This window comes from Actinoplanes sp. NPDC049599 (assembly GCF_044465625.1).
Lineage (GTDB): Bacteria > Actinomycetota > Actinomycetes > Mycobacteriales > Micromonosporaceae > Actinoplanes.
Map to the genome: position 1 here is coordinate 330,830 of NZ_JBITLX010000002.1, position 17,334 is coordinate 348,163.

Consider the following 17,334-nt stretch of genomic DNA (forward strand, 5'->3'; position numbering starts at 1 on the left):
TCACCCCGGCCACAGCACGTCGTGCGCGGCCGTCCACAACGTACGGTCGGCGGCGAACAGCGAGACCCCCGCGCGCGGGCCGCGGATCCCGTCCGCGCCGCCGTAGCAGCCGCCCGCCTCGGTGACGATCAGCGAGGTGGCGGCGAAGTCCCAGAGCTCGCCGCGGGTCTGCAGGGCCAGGTCCAGGGAGCCGTTCGCGACCAGCAGCGCGGCGTGCACGTCCCACTCCACGGCCGCCGCGACGGCGCTCAGCGGCGCGGAGACGGCCAGGTCGCTCGGGTACAGGTTCGGGGCCACCGGGATCACGCCCAGCCGGCTGCCGGCCAGCGGGGTGCTGCGGTCGGTGACGTGGATGCGCGTGGCCGCCGTACCGTCGAGGGGTCCTTCGAAGGCGCCGCCGCCGCGACGCGCCCACCAGACCCGGCGCTGCGCGGGCACCGCGGCGACCGCGGCGACGACGGCGCCGGCCTCCTCCAGCGCGACCAGCACCAGCCACCGGTCGTCGCCGGCGACGAACTGGGCGGTGCCGTCGATCGGGTCGATGATCCAGCGCCGGGCGCCCGCGCCGGTCTCGCCGTCCTCCTCCCCCAGGATCGCGTCGTGCGGCCGCGCCGCGGCCAGCACGGCCCGGATGGCCGCCTCGGTCGCCCGGTCCGCCGCGGTGACGACGCTGCCGTCGGCCTTGCGCTCCCGGGGCAGGGCGGCGAGGTCCGCGAAATACCTCAGCGCGACGTCGGCGCCGGCCAGCGCGGCGGTACGGGCCAAATCAAGATCGCTCTGCACGGCACCATCCTGCCCGGCCGCCGCACGCTCACGCCCACCGCTGCGCCGGCTCGTCCAGGAACGTGGTGATCTCGCTGACCAGCCCGTCGCGGGTCTCGAAGACCATGAGCGCGAACGGCTCGTAGGCCCCGCCCGGCCCGGTCGGCCGCTGCTGCCAGTAGCCGAGCGTCCCGTTGGCCGCGACCGGCACCATCCGCGCGTCCCGGCACGACCCGGCGCCGTGCAGCAGCACCTGCCGGATCTGCTCCCGGCCGCACAGCCACCAGCGGAACGGCGGCATGGACATGGTGACGTCCTCGTGCAGCAGCGCGACCATCGCCGCCACGTCGTAGCGGGCGAACGCTTCGCAGTACCGCTCCAGCAGCGCGGCGGCGTCCGGCTCCAGCGGCGCCACCGGCCCGGCCCGGCGGATGGTCGCCCGGGCCCGCTGCAACGCGCTGGTCACCGACGGCACCGAGGTGCCCAGCAGGTCGGCCACCTCGCCGGCGTGCCAGCCGAGCACGTCGCGCAGGATCAGCACCGCGCGCTGCCGCGGCGAGAGCCGCTGCAGCGCGGCGACGAACGCCAGCCGGACGGACTCCCGCCGCACCGCCTGCTCCGCCGGGTCATCGGCGGACAGCACCCGCGCGTCGGCGACGGGCCGGACCCAGACACCGGACGGCAGCGGCGCGCCGAGCGGGGAGCCGGCCTCGGCCGCGGGCCCCAGGTCGACGGCGCGGGCCCGGCGCTGGGCGCTGCGCAGCATGTCCAGGCAGACGTTGGTGGCGATGCGGTACAGCCAGGTGCGCAGCGAACCCCGCCGCGGATCGAACCGGCCGGCGTGCTGCCAGGCGCGGACCAGCGTCTCCTGCACGGCGTCCTCGGCCTCGGCGGCCGCGCCGAGCATCCGGTACGCGTACCCGGTCAGCTCCACCCGGAACTGCTCGGCCTCGACCTGCACGCCCCGCAGGGTAGCGCGTTGCTAGCCTGATCGCGTGCACCGCAGCCGCCTGTACGGCCTGTTCATCGACACGCCCACCGCGGAGGCGCCGGCCGCCGCGGCGTTCTGGTCAGCCGCCCTCGGCACCCCGGCCCGGCCGGAGCCGGGCGAGGAGCAGTTCACGATGCTGCGCGAGGCGCTGCCGGGGCTGACGCTCGGGGTGCAGGCGGTGAACGACGCGCCGAGGTACCACGTGGACATCGAGACCGACGACCACGAGGCGGAGGCGGCGCGGCTGACGGAGCTCGGGGCGGTGGAGATCAACCGGTGGCTGGACTGCCACATCATGCGGGCGCCGGGCGGCCACATCCTTTGCGTGGTCCCGGTGCACAGCGACGCCGAACTCTTCGCCACCCGGTCAACCGTCTGGCCGTGAGCCCCGGCGCCGCACTGCAAATTTCCTGCACGTTCCGGCTTCTTGACTCGGTGAAACACGCGTGTAACCGTAACTCCGGGTAAGCGCTTTCCTCCCCAGCTGGATCACCGAATACCTGGAGCGCACCATGCGCGGAAGATCCCTTGCGGCCGTCGCCCTCGTCGCGGCCCTCGGCGTCAGTCCCGTCCTGCCCGCCCAAGCCGCGGAGCCCCCCACGAGCGCACCCGCCGCCGCGGGCCCCTCGGCCGCGGCGCTGCGGCTGGCCCGGCAGCCGCTGCCCGCCAACGACGGCTGGGCCGCCGCCGGGACCGGCACCACCGGTGGCTCCGCCGCCGACGCCGCCCACGTCTTCGTCGCCCGCAACCGCGCCGAGCTTGTCGCGGCGCTCAGCGGGGAGGCCGCACCCCGGATCGTGTTCGTCGACGGCAGGTTCAGCATGGGCGTCGACGCCGACAACCAGCCGCTGAGCTGCGCCGATTACGCCGATCCGGCCTACGACCTGGATGCGTTCCTGCAGGCGTACGATCCGGCAGTCTGGGGCCGGGCGGCCAAGCCGACCGGTCCGCTGGAGGAGGCGCGGGTCCGCTCGGCCAAGCGCCAGGGCGACCAGATCAAGATCAACGTCCCGTCCGACACCACGATCGTCGGGATCAACGGCGCCCGCATCGCACACGGCTCGATGATCCTGGCCAACGTGCACAACGTGATCGTGCGCAACATCGAGTTCACCGACGCGGCGGACTGCTTCCCGGCCTGGGACCCGACCGACGGCGCGGCCGGCAACTGGAACTCGCTCTACGACCTGGTGTCGCTGACCGGCGCGACGAACGTGTGGCTGGACCACAACACCTTCAGCGACGGCAACAACCACGACGCCGACCAGCCGCTGCGCCTCGGCCGGCCGTACCAGGTGCACGACGGGGCCAGCGACATCATCCGCGGCTCGGACCTGGTCACGGTGTCGTACAACAACTACTACGACCACGACAAGACGATGCTGATCGGCTCGACGGACACCCCGGGCGTGGACGTGGGCAAGCTGCGGGTCACCGTGCACCACAACCGGTTCAACAACGTGATCCAGCGGGCGCCGCGGGTCCGTTTCGGTCAGGTGGACGTCTACGACAACTTCTACACGGCCACCGACGAGAGCTACGGCTACTCCCTCGGCGTCGGCTTCGAGTCCAGCATCTACGCGGAGAACAACTACTTCCTGCGCAGCGCGGACCTCGGCGACGGCGACCTGATCAAGTACTGGAAGGGCACCCGGATCACCGCGACGGGCACCCTGGTGCAGGTGGGCAGCCGGGCGCCGTACCCGGTGGACCTGGTCGCGGCGTACAACGCGGCCTACGACCCGGACTTCAGCCCGGACGCGGGCTGGGTGCCGACCCTGCGCACCCGGGTCGACCCGGCGGTGCTCGTACCGGTGATCGTCAAGGCCGCGGCCGGCGCGCGCCGGCTCGGTATCTGACCAGAGCTGCCCGGCCGGGTCTTCCCACGCCCGGCCGGGCCCCGGTACGCCCTCACGCCTCGCCCATCACCAGGCCCTCGATGGTGTGCTTCTGGGTGATCGGGGTGAGCGTCTCCACCACCGGGCAGTGCAGGTGCGCCCTGACCTGCTCGGGCAGCGCCTCCCAGCAGCCCCTGGTCACCGCCGTGTCGTGCCGTTCGGCGTTGCCGGCGTCCGGCGCGTCCACGCCCAGCACCAGCACCGGCCGGGACAGCTCGGAGTAGTTCCGGGTGCCCCGGTGGATGGTCAGCGCCGAGCGGGCCGAGATGTCGCCGCGCCGCGGGTACTTGCGGACCGCGCGCTGCTGGTAGCGCGGGTAGAACGACTTCGGCGGGAACATGCCGTGGCCGAACTCCGGCTCGTCGTCGAACTGGGTGCCCGGGGCGATCTCGAACGGGCCCATCTCCTCGGTGGTGTCCACCCCGGTCAGGTTGAACGCCAGCGAGTTCAGCCGCCGTTGGGACCGGGTGACCTCGGGCATCGGGAAGTCCCGGTGCCACGGCTGGTTGACCGCGCCGGCGAGCGGGACGTCGAAGCCGAGCTCGACGATCTCGTACCGCGGCCCCAGCACGGCCTCGCACACCGCGGTGACCCACGGATGGGTCACCAGCTCGACGAAGCCGCGCAGCTGCTCGGGATGGATCTCGACGTAGTACCGGTGCGGGCCGCGGCCGACCGCGCCGCCGGGCCGGCTCAGCGCCTCGGCGAACGCCTTGTTGATGTCCTCGCGCATGATGTCGGCCCAGGCCACAGTGAAGGCGCCCGGGCAGGCGGTGATCCCCTGGTCGTAGATGGCGTCGCGGGCCCGCACGCCGGCAGAATCAATCATGACCCCACCTTGCAACGTGGCATGCAACGTTGCAAGTGGTGGCGGATAGGATCGCGGCATGGGAGGTCGATCATGACCGCGAACCTGCGGCAGGTGGCGGCGCGCGCCGGCGTGTCGATCCGTACGGTGTCCAACGTGGTCAGCGGCTTCGCGCAGGTGGCGCCGCAGACCCGGGCCCGGGTGCAGCAGGCCATCGACGAGCTGGGTTACCGGCCGAACGCCGCCGCCCGGCACCTGCGCGGCGGCCGGTCCGGGCTCATCGCGCTGGCCGTCCCCGAGATCGCCTCGCCGTACTTCGGCGAGCTCGCCGGCCTGCTGGCGCAGGAGGCGGAGAAACGCGGATGGATGGTGCTGGTCCAGCAGACCGACGGCGATGCGGGCCGTGAGCGCCGGCTCCTCGACGGGGTACGCGGCCAGGTCGTCGACGGCCTCGTGCTCAGCCCGTGGGCGCTGTCCCCACAGGACCTGCGCCGCGCCCCCGGGGGTGTGCCGCTGGTGCTGCTCGGCGAGCAGGACGCCGACGGACTGCTCGACCACGTCGCAGTCGACAGCGTGGCCGCCGCCCGAGAGGCCACGCAGCACCTGATCACGCTGGGCCGCACCCGAATCGCCGCGATCGGCCCGCAACCGCACCTGCTGAACGGCACCGCGGCCCGCCGCCTCGACGGCTACCGCCAGGCACTGGCCAACGCCGGCCTGCCCGCCGACCCCACACTGGAGATCCCGGTGGCACGCCTGCACCGCCCCGACGGCGCCGCCGCAATGGCCACCCTGCTCGACACCGGCCGCCCGGTGGACGCGATCTTCTGCTTCAGCGACCAGCTGGCACTGGGCGCGATGCAAACCGCAACCCGGCGCGGCCTGCGAATCCCAGCCGACCTGGCCGTAGTGGGCTTCGACGACATCGAAGACGGCCGCTACGCCACCCCGCCCCTGACCACAATCTCCCCCGACAAGCCGGCAATCGCCCGCGAAGCCCTGGCCTGCCTCGCCGCCCACTTCACCAACCCCCCACCAACCCACCCGCCCCGCCACATCGTGGCTGCTCACCGCCTGACAATCCGCGAAAGCACCACCACCCACGATCGCCCCGCCACCGCCACCGCCACCGCCGGCACCGCCACCACCGCCGGCACCGCCACCACCGCCACCGCCGGCACCCTCCACGACGACGCCGAGTAGCCGCACCGCCTGCCCTGACGCTGGGCCAAGCACCCACCGACCGCAACCGGCAAGCAATGTTCGCTTGACCCACCACCCGCCTCGGCCTGCCCGACAGAAATCCCCTGGCGCCACCACAGCGCGGCAGCCAGACCACTCCCGCGAGGGGATCACTCAGCCCGACCAGGCAACCAGGGCGCGCGCAACCCATCCCTCAGCCGCAGGCGGCTCGAATGCAAGGTCGGGGCCCGGGGGGGGCCCCCCCCGGCCCCAAAAACCCCCCCCCCCCCGGGGGGGGGCCCCCCCCCCCCCCCCCCCCCCCCCCCCCCCCCCCCCCCCCCCCCCCCCCCCCCGCCCCCCCCCCCCCCCCCCCCCCCCCGCGCGGGGGCCCCGTGGCGGGGGGGGGGGGGGGGGGCCCCCCCCCAAAAAAAACAACCCCCCCACCGCCGGGGGGGCCCCCCCCCGGGCCCCCGACCGTCAACCGTAGGCAAACGCGCAGCGCCTAGAGCGCCGTCTGATAAGCCAAAACCCCCCGATTAACCGCGGTGATCGCCTTACGGGCCGTCTCCCGAACCCCCGGAGAAGCCGCCGAAGCATCCTTGAGCTGCCCCAGCAGATCAAGAACCTGCCGAGCCCAGCGAACGAAATCCCCCGCCGGCATATCCGTCTCGTAGTTACTCCCGCTCGCCAACACCCGGGCAAGCGGCTCACCCCGAGCCCACCGGTACATAGGCCAGACAAACCCCGGATCCGGCTCACGGGTCAGCGACAACCCATGCTCCGCCTCGTCCGATTCGATCTCGGCCCACAGCTTGTGGCAGGCGTCCACCGCCGCCGTCGTCGCCCCCTTGGGCACCGACGCGCGTTCGTCGCCCTCGCGGCGGGACTCGAAGAGCACCATGGACACCGCCGCCGCCAGCTCGTCCGGGGCGAGGCCCTCCCAGACGCCGCGGCGCAGGCATTCCGCGACCAGCAGGTCGGCCTCGGTCCAGATCCGGCCCAGCATCCGGCCGGACTCGGTCACCTCGCCGTCGGCGGACAGGTAGCCGCGGCCCGCCAGCACCGCGCAGACCTGGTCGAAGGTCTTGGCCAGCGAGCCGGTGCGCCCGGCCACCTTGTCGCGCAGCGCGTCGGTGTCGCGGGCCAGGCGGTGCCGGCGCTCGGCGAAGCGGGCGTGATCCTCGCGTTCCGGGCAGGCGTGGCACGGGTGCTGGCGCATCTGCACCTTGAGCAGCGCGATCTCGGCGTCCTCGCCCGGGGTGGCCTTGCCGCGGCCACGCCGTCCCCCGGTGGTGCCGTGCCGGTCGAGACCGGTGGCGCTGACCGTGGCGGCCAGGTCGCGGCGGGCGCCCGGCGAGCGGTGGTTGAAGTGCTTCGGCACCCGGATGCGTTCCAGCACCTCGACCGCGCCCGGGAAATCCGCCGGGCTGACCCGGCCGGCCCAGCGGTCCTGGGTGAGCACCAGCGGGCGGGGCTCGCCGAAACCGCCGGTGGGCGGCTCCAGCACCACCGCCAGCCCGGCCCGGCGGCCCTGCGGCACCCGGATGACGTCGCCGACCCGCAGCTTCTCCAGCGAGGACTCCGCGGCGGCCCGGCGCTGGGCGGTGCCCTGGCGGGCCATCGCGCGTTCCCGGTCGGCGATCGCCACCCGGATCGCGAAGTACTCGTCGAAGTCGCCGTGGTGGCAGGCCCCGTCGTTGTCGTAGGTCCGCATGGTGTCGACGTTGCGCTGCACCTGCCGGGCCAGCCCGACCACCGAGCGGTCCGCCTGGAACTGGGCGAACGACGACTCCAGCAGGTCGCGGGATTTCTCCGCGCCGACCGTGCCGACCAGGTTGACCGCCATGTTGTAGGACGGGCGGAAGCTGGAGCGCAGCGGATAGGTGCGGGTGGAGGCCAGGCCGGCCACGTGCCGGGGGTCGACCTCGGGACTCCACAGCACCACGGCGTGGCCCTCGATGTCGATGCCCCGGCGCCCGGCGCGCCCGGTGAGCTGGGTGTACTCCCCCGGGGTCAGGTCGACGTGCGCCTCGCCGTTGAACTTGACCAGGCGTTCCAGCACCACGCAGCGGGCCGGCATGTTGATGCCCAGGGCCAGCGTCTCGGTGGCGAAGACCGCCTTGACCAGCCCCCGCACGAAGCACTCCTCGACCGCCTCCTTGAACGCGGGCAGCATGCCGGCGTGGTGGGCGGCGACCCCGCGCTCAAGACCGTCGAGCCATTCCCAGTAGCCGAGCACGGACAGGTCCTCGGCGGGGATGTTGGCCACCTTGGCCTGGGCGATGCGGCGGATCTCGGCCCGCTCGTCGGCGCCGGTCAGCCGCAGGCCGCCGGCCAGGCACTGCTGCACGGCGGCGTCGCAGCCGGCGCGGCTGAAGATGAACAGGATCGCGGGCAGCAGGTTGGCCCGGTCGAGCCGGTCGACCACCTCGGCGCGCGGCGGCGGCTGCCAGCGCCGGGGGCGCCCGCCACGCGACTGCCAGGCCGGGCCGGCGGTGCGGTCGGTGAGCTCCAGCCGGCGCAGCATCTCCCGGGTGTAGCGGAGCAGCTCGGGGTGCACGTCGTGCTTGCGGGCCGCGTCGGCGTCGTGGAACAGGTCGAACATCCGCTTGCCGACCAGCATGTGCTGCCAGAGCGGGACCGGGCGGTGCTCGCTGACCACCACCTCGGTGTGGCCGCGGACGGTGACGAGCCAGTCGGCGAACTCCTCGTAGTTACTCACCGTGGCTGATAGTGAGACCAGGGTCACAGACGAGGGAAGGTGAATGATCACTTCTTCCCAGACCGCGCCGCGGAACCGGTCGGCCAGGTAGTGCACCTCGTCCATCACCACGTAGGCCAGGCCCTGCAGGCTCGCGGAGCCGGAGTAGAGCATGTTGCGCAGCACCTCGGTGGTCATGACCACCACGGGCGCGTCGCCGTTGACGACGTTGTCGCCGGTGAGCAGGCCGACCTGCTCGGCGCCGTAGCGCTCCACCAGGTCGTGGTATTTCTGGTTGGACAGCGCCTTGATCGGGGTGGTGTAGAAGCACTTGCGGCGCACCCCGGAGCCGCCCGCACGCAGCGTCAGGTGCACGGCGAACTCGCCGACCACCGTCTTGCCCGCGCCGGTCGGCGCGCAGACCAGCACGCCGCTGCCGCGCTCCAGCGCCTCGCAGGCCTGCCGCTGGAAGTCGTCGAGGTCAAACCCGACGTCGAGCATGAAGTCGTCGAGGGCCGGGAACTCGGCGACGCGGGCTGACCGCCGCTTCGAAGCCGCATACCGTTCGGCGGGGCTCAGATCACCGGCGGGGCTTGTCATGGGCCCAAGGCTAGTGCGTACGTATGACACAACGAAGGTCATCCTCCGCCGGGCGGTTGCCGACAGTTGCGTCGGAGGCGGTGAGTATCGTGCACGGCGTGCCGGATGCCGCCGAATCGACAGCCTTCCCGTCGCGCCGCCAGGTCGACGCGGTGCTCTTCGACTTCCACGGCACCCTGGCCCAGGTCGAGGAGCCGGTGGCCTGGGTGCTGGCCGCCGCCGCGACCTGCGGGCGGGAGCTGGAACGCGCCCGCGCCACCATCCTGGCCGACCGCCTGGTCACCGCCGGGCGGGCCGGCGGGCCGCTGCCCTACCGGGTGCCACTGCACCTGGCGGAGCACTGGGCCGACCGCGACCTGTACGAACACAGCCACCGTGCCGCCTACACCGGCCTGGCCGCCACGGTCAGCACGGACGTCGACGGGCTCGCCGACGCCCTCTACGAGCGGTTGCTGGGCCCACAGGGCTGGCTGCCGTACGCGGACACCGAGCCGACCCTGCGCATCCTGCACGAGGCCGGCATCAAGGTCGGGGTGGTCAGCAACATCGGCTTCGACATCCGCCCGCACTTCGCCGCCTGGGGGCTGATCGGCCTGGTGGACGCGTTCGCGCTGTCGTACGAGGTGGGCCGCACCAAACCGGACCCGGCGATCTTCCTGCGCGCCTGCGGCATGCTCGGCGTCGATCCGGAACGCACGCTGATGGTCGGCGACAGCCCGGCCGACGCGGGCGCGGTCAAGGCCGGCTGCGCGGCGCTGGTGCTGCCGGCCGCCGAACCGGGCCGCACCAACGGCCTGGGCGCGACCCTCGCCCTGGCCGGCTGCCCGGTCTGACGCGCGACCTCACCGGAAGCCCTACGGCCGCCCGGTCTCTGAAGCGCAGCCTCACCGGAAGCCCTACGGCCGCCCGGTCTGACGCGCAGCCCGACTCAGAGGTAGGTGTCGACCAGGGTGCCGAGGGTCGCCGAGACGCTGGGCACCGGCTCCTGGGCCTGGTCGGCAGCGACGTGGTCCGCGATCGTCGGGGCCGCCGTCTCCCGGGCCCGGGCCGGCAAGTCGGCCGACGCCGGCGTCGCCGTGGACGTGGTGCCCGCGCTCAGCGAACCGATCGACATGCTGCCTCCCGTTGATCTGTGGCTTCAGCTCTCCGTTCGGCCGGTCCCGCGCATCGCTGATGCCATGATCACAGCAACAACCGGACCGCACCCGGCTCGCAGCTCACCACGAGCGGCAGCGCCGCCACCCGCTCGCCGTCCGCGTACCCGATGATGTCCGCGGCCTCGATCCGCACCTGGCGGGCGCGGTAGCTGCCGACCTGCGGATCACTCTGGTGGGTGCCGCGGCGCAGCCGTGGTTTGAGCCGCACCAGGGCGCCGCGGCCGAGCGACGCCGCCACCACCACGTCGAGCAGCCCGTCGGTGGGATCCGCCGCCGGGCAGATCAGCATGCCGCCGCCGTAACTGCGGCAGTTGCCGACGGCGACCAGCACGCCGGTGAAGCTGTGGTCCACGCCGTCGAGCACCAGGCGGTAGCGGCGCGGCCGGAGCCGGGCCAGCTCCAGCATGATCGCCACGTCGTAGCGGCGCGGGCCGCGCGGCCAGCGCATCCGGTTGGCCCGCTCGTTGACGATCGCGTCGAAACCCGCGGCCAGCACGGCGCCGAACCAGCGCACGTCGTCCTGGGCGGTGGTGACCTTGGCGAGGTCGATCGGGGTGCTGCGCCCGTCGCGGACCGCGGTGGCGATCGCGGTCGCGGCGGCCAGCGGGTCGGCGGGCACGCCGGTGCCGGCCGCGAAGTCGTTGCCGGTGCCGGCGGGCACCACGCCGAATCCGGTCCCGGTGCCGGCCACGGCCTGCACCGCGCGGTGCACGGTGCCGTCGCCGCCGACGGCGACCAGCGCGCCGACGCCTTCGGCTACGGCCCGGTGGCAGGCCTTCTCCGCTTCCTCGCCGCTGCCCGCGCTGACCAACCGCACGGTACGGCCGGAGCCGCCGAGCCGCTCGAGAACCCCGGGAAGCAGACCGCGGTGCCGGCCCCGCCCCGCCCGGGGGTTGGCCAGCACCGCGATGTCGTCGCTGTTCACAGCCGGAGGCTACCGGCTGCCGGCTCAGGTCATGTCGTCGAAGCGGCTCTCCAGCGGCAACGGTTTCGCCACGGGTTCGGGGGCCTCGACCGGCGACGGCGTCTCGATCCGGCTGCCCGCGGTGACCGGCTCCCGGTCGTCGGTGATCGGCGAGATCTCGTCGTCGTCGAGCCCGGCGTAGATCTCCTTGCCGCGGCCCTTGCGCTTGTCGTTGATGGCGGCCACGCCCACGGCGAGCAGGTAGAGCACCACCATGCAGAACGCGAGCAGCGTCATGCCGAACGGGCCGGGGTCCGGCGTGGCGATCGCGGCGAAACCGAACGACAGGAAGACCACGATCCGCCACCAGCTCATCAGCTTGCGCGCGGTGACCACGCCGGTGAAGTTGAGCATCAGCAGCACCAGCGGGAACTCGAAGGCGACGCCGAACAGCAGGATCATGCTGGTCACGAAGCCGACGTAGGACGTCACCTCGAGCTGGGTGGTGTCGCCGACGACGCCGGCCTGCATGATGAACGCCAGGCTGTGCTGGACCACGAAGTAGGCCAGGACGGCGCCGCCGGCGAACAGCGGCGCGGCGATCGCCACGAAGACGTAGGCCCACTTGCGCTCGTGCCGGTGCAGCCCGGGCGCGATGAACGCCCAGAGCTGATACAGCCAGACCGGTGCGCCCACGATCAGGCCGACCCAGAGAGCGATCTTGAGCCGCAGGATCAACGTGTCCGCCACGCCCAGGACGAGGAACTTGCACTCGCCCGCCACGTACGAACTCGGCAGCGCGCAGTAGGGCCCCGACAGCAGGTGGAAGACCCACTGGGAGACGATGAAGCCGACGATCAGGCCGGCGATGATGCCGAGCGACGCCCAGAAGAGCCTGTTCCGCAGTTCCCGGACGTGCTCGATCAGCGTCATCGAGCCGTCGGAGGCCTGCTCGAACTTGGTCGGGCCCTTACGGCGCAGGGAGAGGGCCACGACGGATCAGCGGTCGTTCGTGCGCTGCACCGGGTCCACGTACGGCTGGGCCGGGGGCTGCTGCGGCTGGGTGAACTGCTGGCCGGTGGGCTGCTGGTAGCCGGCCGGCGGGGCCTGCTGGTAACCCGGCTGACCCGGCTGGTGGATCTCGTTGGGCTCCAGCGGCTGGCGCGAGTACTGCGGCTCGGCCTTCTCGGCGACGTTGTCGTTGTCGTCGACGAGGCCCTTGGTCTCCGCCTTGATGATCCGCAGCGACCTGCCGAGCGACCGCGCGGCGTCCGGCAGCCGCTTCGCGCCGAACAGCAGCACGAGGACGACGACGAAGATGGCGATGTGCCACGGCTTGAGGGCGCCCATGGGGTAACTCCAGTCGGTCTGATCATGGTCCTGGCGATTGGTGCGGGGTCCATCGTACGTGTGGTTGTTGTGAGCGGCCCCTGCCGGAGGGGTTTGATTGGCCCAGGTCCGAGGAATTTTCGGACAACGGCCCGGGAACGCCGCACGCTACCACGCGGTTCACGCCTTCTGTAAGGAGTGTTTCCCGTCCGACGCGCCCCGCCCGGCCTTGATGATCGCCAGCTGGGCCTGCATGGTCTCGGCGCGTTGCTGCAGGCCGGCCACGGTGTCCTCGAGCACCAGCGCGTCCTGCTGGAGCTTCGTCGCCTCGGCCTGGCGCCGCTGCAGGCGCCGCGCCGCCCGGTCCAGCCGGGTCAGCCTGTTGAGCACCGAGAACACGGCCGCCACCAGAATGATCAGCGCCAGCACCAGCACGCCGATCACGATCCATTTCACCATGGCGGACAGCTTAGGCGGTGACCGGCGGCGCCGCCGTGTACTGGTCCAGCGCGGTGCCCGCCTGTTCGCGGATCCGGTCCACCAGCTCGACCGGGCCGACCACCGTCACGTCCGGGCCGAGGCCGAGCAGCAGGCGCTGCGCCCAGCCCAGGTCGGTGACCCGCATGGTGACGATCCACTCGTCGCCGTCGCGGCGCACCTCCTCGCACGGGTAGTACTCGGTGATCCACCGGCTGCCCCGGCCCACCCGCAGCGTGGCCAGCGGCAGGTCCGCCGAGGGATGGAACACCCCGTCGCTGACGTCGTGCGGCACCGCCTGCGCGGGCGGCGCGGACGGCTCGTCCAGCTCGGTGAACGCGTCGATCCGGTCCACCCGGAACAGCCGGGTGGCCTCGGCGCGACGGCACCAGGCCTCCAGGTACGCCCGCGGGCCGACCATGAGCATCCGCATCGGGTCGACCACCCGCTCGGTGGTCTCGTCCCGGGTCGGCGTGTAGTAGGTGATGCGCAGCGCGTGCCGGCGCTCGACCACGCCCCGGATCGCGTCGACCCGTTCGGCGTCGGCGGGCAGCCGCACCGCGACCGGGGTGTCGACGACGTCGCCGGCCGCGTGCTCGATCTTCGCCAGCGCCCGCTCGACCGCGTCGCGGGAGCCGGTGCCGGGCGTCTCGGCCAGCATCCGCAGGGCCACGACCAGCGCGAGCGCCTCGTCCGGGTTGAGCCGCAACGGCCGGTCGATGCCGGCGTCGTAGGTGATCGTCACCCGGTCGCCGTCGAGCGCCATGTCGATCAGGTCGCCCGGGCCGTACCCGGGCAGCCCGCAGACCCAGAGCAGCTCCAGGTCCTCGCGCAGCTGCCGCTCGGTGATCCCGAAGGCCGCGGCCGCTTCCGCGACCAGGATCCCGGGCCGGGCCAGCAGGTAGGGCACCAGGTTGAGCAGCCGGCCCAGGCGGTCGGCGGAGGCCTTGTTCTCCCGGGTACGGGGCTGAGGCGTCATCGCGACACCGCCGGCGCGACCCGCTCATGGCGCGCCACGACCTCCTTGAGCTGCTGGATCACGGCCTCCCGCAGCTCCGGTGGCCCGTCCGCCCGGACGTCCGCGCCGTAGCCGACCAGCCGCGAGGCCAGCCACTCGACGTCGGAGTACGGCAGGGTCAGGCGGTCGCCGTCGGGACCCGGCACCGTCTCGACGGCCAGCCGGCGCAGCCCGGCGGCCCGGCCGGGGCGCACCAGCACGGTAGCCCGCCCGTTCCGCTCGACCGGGCCGGACCAGCGGGCGACGTGGCTGATCAGATCGACGTTCTCGGGCGGGGTGAACGCGCCCGCGGAACCGACCGGGCGCACCGTGCCGACGATCCGGGAAAGCCGGAAGCACCGGGTGGCGCCGCGGTCCCGGTCGTGCCCGACCACGTACCAGCGGCCCTGCCAGCAGACCACGCCCCAGGGCTGCAGCCGGCGGGTGGACGGCTCGTCGACCTCGGGCACGCGGTAGGAGAAGGTGACCGCCCGGCGGGCCCGGGCGGCGGCGGTGAGCGGGCCGAACGCGGGGTCCACCGTCATCACCGGCTCCATGCCGAGGGTGGCCTGCGGGTCGACATCGATGCCGGCGGCACGCAGCTTGGCCAGCCCGGAGGACGCGGCGGCGGCGAGACCCGCGTGCTGCCAGAGCCGCGCGGCGATCCCGACGGCGGCCGCCTCGTCCGGTTCGAGAGGGATGTCGGGCAGCGCGTACTCGCGGTGGGCGATCCGGTAGCCGTGCTCGGTGTCGAAGGCGCTGGCCAGCCCGGTCTCCAGCGGCACGCCCAGCTCGCGCAGCTCGGCCTTGTCCCGCTCGAACTTGCGCTGGAACGCCTCGTGGTCGCGCGGATCCTCCGGGTCGTGCTCGTAGCCGGGCACGGTCGCGGCGATCTGCGCGGCGGTCAGGAACCGTCGCGTGGACAGCAGACAGATCACCAGGTTCACCAGGCGCTCGGTGCGGGTCCGCGACACGAGAGGAAACGCTAGCAGCAACGACGCCCGATGACCGCAGCCGGAAGCCGCGCGGAGGTTATTCGTCATTCCGGTGAGGCAAACCCCCACCCGTGGGTGAGGCCGGGGAGAACGAGAGCGTCGGCACCGTGGTCGTCGCGGGACTGACCAACCTCGCCATCGCCACCGCCAAGCTCGTCGCGGGCCTGCTGTCGGCTTCATCGCCGCGCTGTTCACCTTCGCCGGCGGCGCCGGCTTCTCGATCCACCACGGCGTGACGACCATCGTCAGCGGCGAGCACAGCGGCCAGTTCCTGGTGTCCTACGTCGTGCCGGCGGTGTCGCTCGTGGCCGAGGGCATCTCGTGGCTCAAGGCGCAGCGCCAGGTCACCGGCGCGTCCCGGCGGCGGTTCCTGCGGCTCACCTCGGACACCACGGTCAAGGCGGTGTATTTCGAGGACTCGGCCGCGCTGACCGGCCTGCTGCCGGCCGCCGCCGGCATCGCCCTGTCCCAGCTGACCGTCCCGGAGCTCCGGGACGGCCCGGCCTCGATCGCGATCGGCCTGCTGCTGCTGGTGGTCGCCACGGTGCTGGCCCGCAGCAACGTGTCGCTGCTGGTCGGCCGCGCGGAGCCGCGCCGGATGCACAACCTGATCGCCGACGACCTGGCGAGCACCCCGGTGGTCACCGCGGTGCCGACGCTGCTGACCATGCAACTGGGCCCGGGCGTCATCCTGGTCGCCGCGAAGGTCGACTTCCACGACGAGGTGACCGGCGCGGAGATCGAGGAGGCCTCCGACGAGGCCGAGCGCCGGCTGCGGGCCCGGCTACTCCGAGATCCGGTACGTGTTCCTGGACCCGACGCGCGGCAGGGCAGGCCGCTACCACCGCGACGGCGGAGTGGACATATAGGGTCGCGGCCATGGTGCGCTGGCGATCAGGAACGGTGTCCGCGGTCCGACGCGACTGGCGGGGCGCCCGCGAACTGGACGTGACCACGGACGAGGGCCCGCTGCGGGCGCTGGCCTACCCGGCGCTGACCGGGACGCCGGAGATCGGCGACCGGGTGCTGCTGAACGTGGGCGCGCTGGTCATGGGCCTGGGCACCGGCGGCTACGCGCTGGTGGTGGCGCTCCCCGACCGGCTGCCGGAGGACCCGCCGTCGACCGGCACCGACCGGGACGCGGGCCACCTGGTGAAGGCGCGCTACACCCCGCTGCAGCCGATCCTGCTCGGCGTGGACGAGCAGGCGTCACCGCACCGCGAGGTGATGGCGGCGGCGGACAGCCTGGACGGCATGCCGGTGGTGACGGCGGACCTGCACTCGGCCCTGCCGGCGGTGCTGGCCGGCATCCACGCGGACCGCCCCGACGCCCGCGTCGCGTACGTGATGACCGACGGCGGCGCCCTGCCGGCCTGGTTCTCCCGCACCCTCGACGGCCTGCGCGACCACCTGGCCGGCACGGTGACCACGGGCCAGGCGTTCGGCGGCGACCTGGAGGCGAGCACGGTCCACACCGGCCTGCTGGCCGCCCGCCACGTGCTGCACGCGGACGCGGCGATCGTCGCGCAGGGCCCGGGCAACCTCGGCACGGGTACGCCGTGGGGCTTCTCCGGCGTGGCCCTGGGCGAGGCGGTCAACGCGATCGTGGCCCTGGGCGGCGCCCCGGTCGGCTCCCTGCGCATCTCGGACGCCGACACCCGCTCCCGCCACCGCGGCGTCTCCCACCACAGCCTCACGGCGTACGGAAAAGTAGCGCTGGTCCCCGCGGACCTGGCGGTGCCGGACGACCTGCCGGCCGGCCTGGCCAAGGAGGTCGACGAGGCGCTGGCGCCACTGGCGACCCTGCACCGGATCGTCAGCGTGCCGACCGACGGCCTGGACGCGGCGCTGCTGGCCAGCCCGGTGAAGCTGTCCACGATGGGCAGGGGTTTGGCGGAGGACCACGCATACTTCGTGGCGGCTGCGGCCGCGGGCCGGCACGCGGCCACGCTGATCCCGCTCCTTACATGAGCGGTCGGCGGGGATCGCGTCGCCTGGCGCGAGGGTCGCACGCAGCGCAGGAGCCATACGCGGCGCGGCGGTCGCTGTCTGCGACACGGGCGGCGCAGCACCTTGGACGGCAGGGGCGGGTAGCGCGGGGCAGCGTGAGCGCGGAGCCAGGCGGCAGTGCGGTGCGGGCAGGGAGCAGCACACGTGGCAGGCAGCGCGGGCAGCGCAACGCCAGCCGCTCGCCCGGACCCAGGTGCGGGCAGCGCGGGCGACACAGGCAGCGCAGGCGGTGCGGTGCGAGCGGCATGAGCGATGCGGCGCGGTGCGGCGCGGTGCGGCGCGGTGCGGTGCGGTGCGGTGCGGTGCGGTGCGGTGCGGGCGGCGCTCGGTGCGAGCGGCGTGAGCGATGCGGCGCGGTGCAGTGCGGTGCGGGGGGCGCTCGGTGCGAGCGGCGTGAGCGATGCGATGCGATGCGGTGCGGCGCGGCGCGGTGCGGTGCGGGCGGCGCTCGGTGCGAGCGGCGTGAGCGATGCGGCGCGGTGCAGTGCGGTGCGGGGGGCGCTCGGTGCGAGCGGCGTGAGCG

General features: G+C 73.3%; 18 protein-coding genes. 7 read left to right on the top strand and 11 right to left on the bottom strand.

Annotated features, from left to right (window positions below):
* Entirely contained in the window at positions 1 to 783 is a 783-nt protein-coding gene (locus ACIBQZ_RS04695) for an inositol monophosphatase family protein (protein ID WP_396087079.1), read from the bottom strand.
* Between the two features lie 28 nt (positions 784 to 811).
* Positions 812 to 1,723: an RNA polymerase subunit sigma-70 gene (locus ACIBQZ_RS04700; RefSeq protein ID WP_396087080.1), complete on the bottom strand. Its 912-nt coding sequence runs from the start codon at positions 1,721 to 1,723 to the stop codon at positions 812 to 814.
* A gap of 34 nt (positions 1,724 to 1,757) precedes the next feature.
* Here ACIBQZ_RS04700 and ACIBQZ_RS04705 point away from each other — a divergent pair, with 34 nt between their 5' ends.
* On the top strand, positions 1,758 to 2,138 hold the full coding sequence (locus tag ACIBQZ_RS04705; RefSeq protein ID WP_396087081.1) for a VOC family protein: 381 nt from the start codon (positions 1,758 to 1,760) through the stop codon (positions 2,136 to 2,138).
* A 127-nt stretch (positions 2,139 to 2,265) separates the two neighbouring features.
* Positions 2,266 to 3,612, top strand: a complete 1,347-nt coding sequence (locus ACIBQZ_RS04710; RefSeq protein ID WP_396087082.1) for a polysaccharide lyase family 1 protein — start codon at positions 2,266 to 2,268, stop codon at positions 3,610 to 3,612.
* Positions 3,613 to 3,664: 52 nt separating this feature from the next.
* Here ACIBQZ_RS04710 and ACIBQZ_RS04715 read toward each other — a convergent pair whose 3' ends face one another.
* Positions 3,665 to 4,480, bottom strand: coding sequence for a phytanoyl-CoA dioxygenase family protein (locus ACIBQZ_RS04715; protein ID WP_396087083.1), 816 nt, complete (start codon positions 4,478 to 4,480; stop codon positions 3,665 to 3,667).
* Between the two features lie 72 nt (positions 4,481 to 4,552).
* On the opposite strand from ACIBQZ_RS04715, the gene ACIBQZ_RS04720 reads away from it, so the two are divergent.
* Positions 4,553 to 5,662 (top strand): LacI family DNA-binding transcriptional regulator, encoded by a 1,110-nt coding sequence (locus ACIBQZ_RS04720; protein ID WP_396087084.1) that lies wholly within the window; start codon positions 4,553 to 4,555, stop codon positions 5,660 to 5,662.
* A gap of 481 nt (positions 5,663 to 6,143) precedes the next feature.
* On the opposite strand, the gene ACIBQZ_RS04725 is transcribed toward ACIBQZ_RS04720, so the two are convergent.
* Positions 6,144 to 8,942 (bottom strand): DEAD/DEAH box helicase, encoded by a 2,799-nt coding sequence (locus tag ACIBQZ_RS04725; protein ID WP_396087085.1) that lies wholly within the window; start codon positions 8,940 to 8,942, stop codon positions 6,144 to 6,146.
* Between the two features lie 89 nt (positions 8,943 to 9,031).
* On the opposite strand from ACIBQZ_RS04725, the gene ACIBQZ_RS04730 reads away from it, so the two are divergent.
* Entirely contained in the window at positions 9,032 to 9,775 is a 744-nt protein-coding gene (locus tag ACIBQZ_RS04730; protein WP_396087362.1) for an HAD family hydrolase, read from the top strand.
* 95 nt (positions 9,776 to 9,870) lie between these two features.
* Here the strand turns inward: ACIBQZ_RS04730 and ACIBQZ_RS04735 are convergent, their stop codons facing one another.
* The 7 genes from ACIBQZ_RS04735 to ACIBQZ_RS04765 all read right to left on the bottom strand — a co-directional run bounded on the left by ACIBQZ_RS04735 (position 9,871) and on the right by ACIBQZ_RS04765 (position 14,780).
* Positions 9,871 to 10,056, bottom strand: a complete 186-nt coding sequence (locus ACIBQZ_RS04735) for a hypothetical protein (protein ID WP_396087086.1) — start codon at positions 10,054 to 10,056, stop codon at positions 9,871 to 9,873.
* 68 nt (positions 10,057 to 10,124) lie between these two features.
* The gene (locus ACIBQZ_RS04740; RefSeq protein ID WP_396087087.1) at positions 10,125 to 11,024 is read right to left on the bottom strand and encodes a YegS/Rv2252/BmrU family lipid kinase; all 900 of its coding nucleotides are present in this window, start codon (positions 11,022 to 11,024) and stop codon (positions 10,125 to 10,127) included.
* 24 nt (positions 11,025 to 11,048) lie between these two features.
* A complete protein-coding gene (gene tatC / locus ACIBQZ_RS04745; protein ID WP_396087088.1) occupies positions 11,049 to 11,996 on the bottom strand; it encodes a twin-arginine translocase subunit TatC in 948 nt (315 codons plus the stop codon).
* A 6-nt stretch (positions 11,997 to 12,002) separates the two neighbouring features.
* Positions 12,003 to 12,353 carry a Sec-independent protein translocase subunit TatA gene (gene tatA, locus ACIBQZ_RS04750; RefSeq protein ID WP_396087089.1) on the bottom strand — a complete coding sequence of 117 codons (351 nt, stop codon included), beginning with the start codon at positions 12,351 to 12,353 and terminating at the stop codon, positions 12,003 to 12,005.
* 159 nt (positions 12,354 to 12,512) lie between these two features.
* Positions 12,513 to 12,791, bottom strand: a complete 279-nt coding sequence (locus ACIBQZ_RS04755; protein ID WP_396087090.1) for a hypothetical protein — start codon at positions 12,789 to 12,791, stop codon at positions 12,513 to 12,515.
* Between the two features lie 10 nt (positions 12,792 to 12,801).
* A complete protein-coding gene (locus ACIBQZ_RS04760) occupies positions 12,802 to 13,788 on the bottom strand; it encodes a helix-turn-helix transcriptional regulator (RefSeq protein ID WP_396087091.1) in 987 nt (328 codons plus the stop codon).
* The gene (locus ACIBQZ_RS04765) at positions 13,785 to 14,780 is read right to left on the bottom strand and encodes a helix-turn-helix transcriptional regulator (RefSeq protein ID WP_396087092.1); all 996 of its coding nucleotides are present in this window, start codon (positions 14,778 to 14,780) and stop codon (positions 13,785 to 13,787) included. The genes ACIBQZ_RS04760 and ACIBQZ_RS04765 overlap by 4 nt, the downstream gene beginning before the upstream one ends.
* Before the next feature lie 92 nt (positions 14,781 to 14,872).
* Between ACIBQZ_RS04765 and ACIBQZ_RS04770 the strand changes: the two genes are divergently transcribed.
* Genes ACIBQZ_RS04770 through ACIBQZ_RS04780 form a run of 3 tightly spaced genes read left to right on the top strand, consistent with a single transcriptional unit; the run spans position 14,873 to position 16,772 of the window.
* A complete protein-coding gene (locus ACIBQZ_RS04770) occupies positions 14,873 to 15,037 on the top strand; it encodes a hypothetical protein (protein ID WP_396087093.1) in 165 nt (54 codons plus the stop codon).
* Positions 15,022 to 15,753 (top strand): cation transporter, encoded by a 732-nt coding sequence (locus ACIBQZ_RS04775; RefSeq protein WP_396087363.1) that lies wholly within the window; start codon positions 15,022 to 15,024, stop codon positions 15,751 to 15,753. The genes ACIBQZ_RS04770 and ACIBQZ_RS04775 overlap by 16 nt, the downstream gene beginning before the upstream one ends.
* Complete coding sequence (locus ACIBQZ_RS04780) at positions 15,681 to 16,772, top strand: DUF3866 family protein (protein WP_396087094.1); 1,092 nt, start codon at positions 15,681 to 15,683, stop codon at positions 16,770 to 16,772. The genes ACIBQZ_RS04775 and ACIBQZ_RS04780 overlap by 73 nt, the downstream gene beginning before the upstream one ends.
* The last annotated feature ends 562 nt before the right edge of the window (positions 16,773 to 17,334 follow it).

What these genes read in the sequence shown, in the direction of transcription:
- ACIBQZ_RS04755 (WP_396087090.1), bottom strand. Translation starts at nt 12,791, where the DNA reads ATGGTGAAATGGATCGTGATCGGCGTGCTGGTGCTGGCGCTGATCATT.
- ACIBQZ_RS04725 (WP_396087085.1), bottom strand. Translation starts at nt 8,942, where the DNA reads ATGACAAGCCCCGCCGGTGATCTGAGCCCCGCCGAACGGTATGCGGCT.
- tatA (WP_396087089.1), bottom strand. Translation starts at nt 12,353, where the DNA reads ATGGGCGCCCTCAAGCCGTGGCACATCGCCATCTTCGTCGTCGTCCTC.
- ACIBQZ_RS04720 (WP_396087084.1), top strand. Translation starts at nt 4,553, where the DNA reads ATGACCGCGAACCTGCGGCAGGTGGCGGCGCGCGCCGGCGTGTCGATC.
- ACIBQZ_RS04715 (WP_396087083.1), bottom strand. Translation starts at nt 4,480, where the DNA reads ATGATTGATTCTGCCGGCGTGCGGGCCCGCGACGCCATCTACGACCAG.
- ACIBQZ_RS04780 (WP_396087094.1), top strand. Translation starts at nt 15,681, where the DNA reads ATGGTGCGCTGGCGATCAGGAACGGTGTCCGCGGTCCGACGCGACTGG.
- ACIBQZ_RS04735 (WP_396087086.1), bottom strand. Translation starts at nt 10,056, where the DNA reads ATGTCGATCGGTTCGCTGAGCGCGGGCACCACGTCCACGGCGACGCCG.
- ACIBQZ_RS04710 (WP_396087082.1), top strand. Translation starts at nt 2,266, where the DNA reads ATGCGCGGAAGATCCCTTGCGGCCGTCGCCCTCGTCGCGGCCCTCGGC.
- ACIBQZ_RS04760 (WP_396087091.1), bottom strand. Translation starts at nt 13,788, where the DNA reads ATGACGCCTCAGCCCCGTACCCGGGAGAACAAGGCCTCCGCCGACCGC.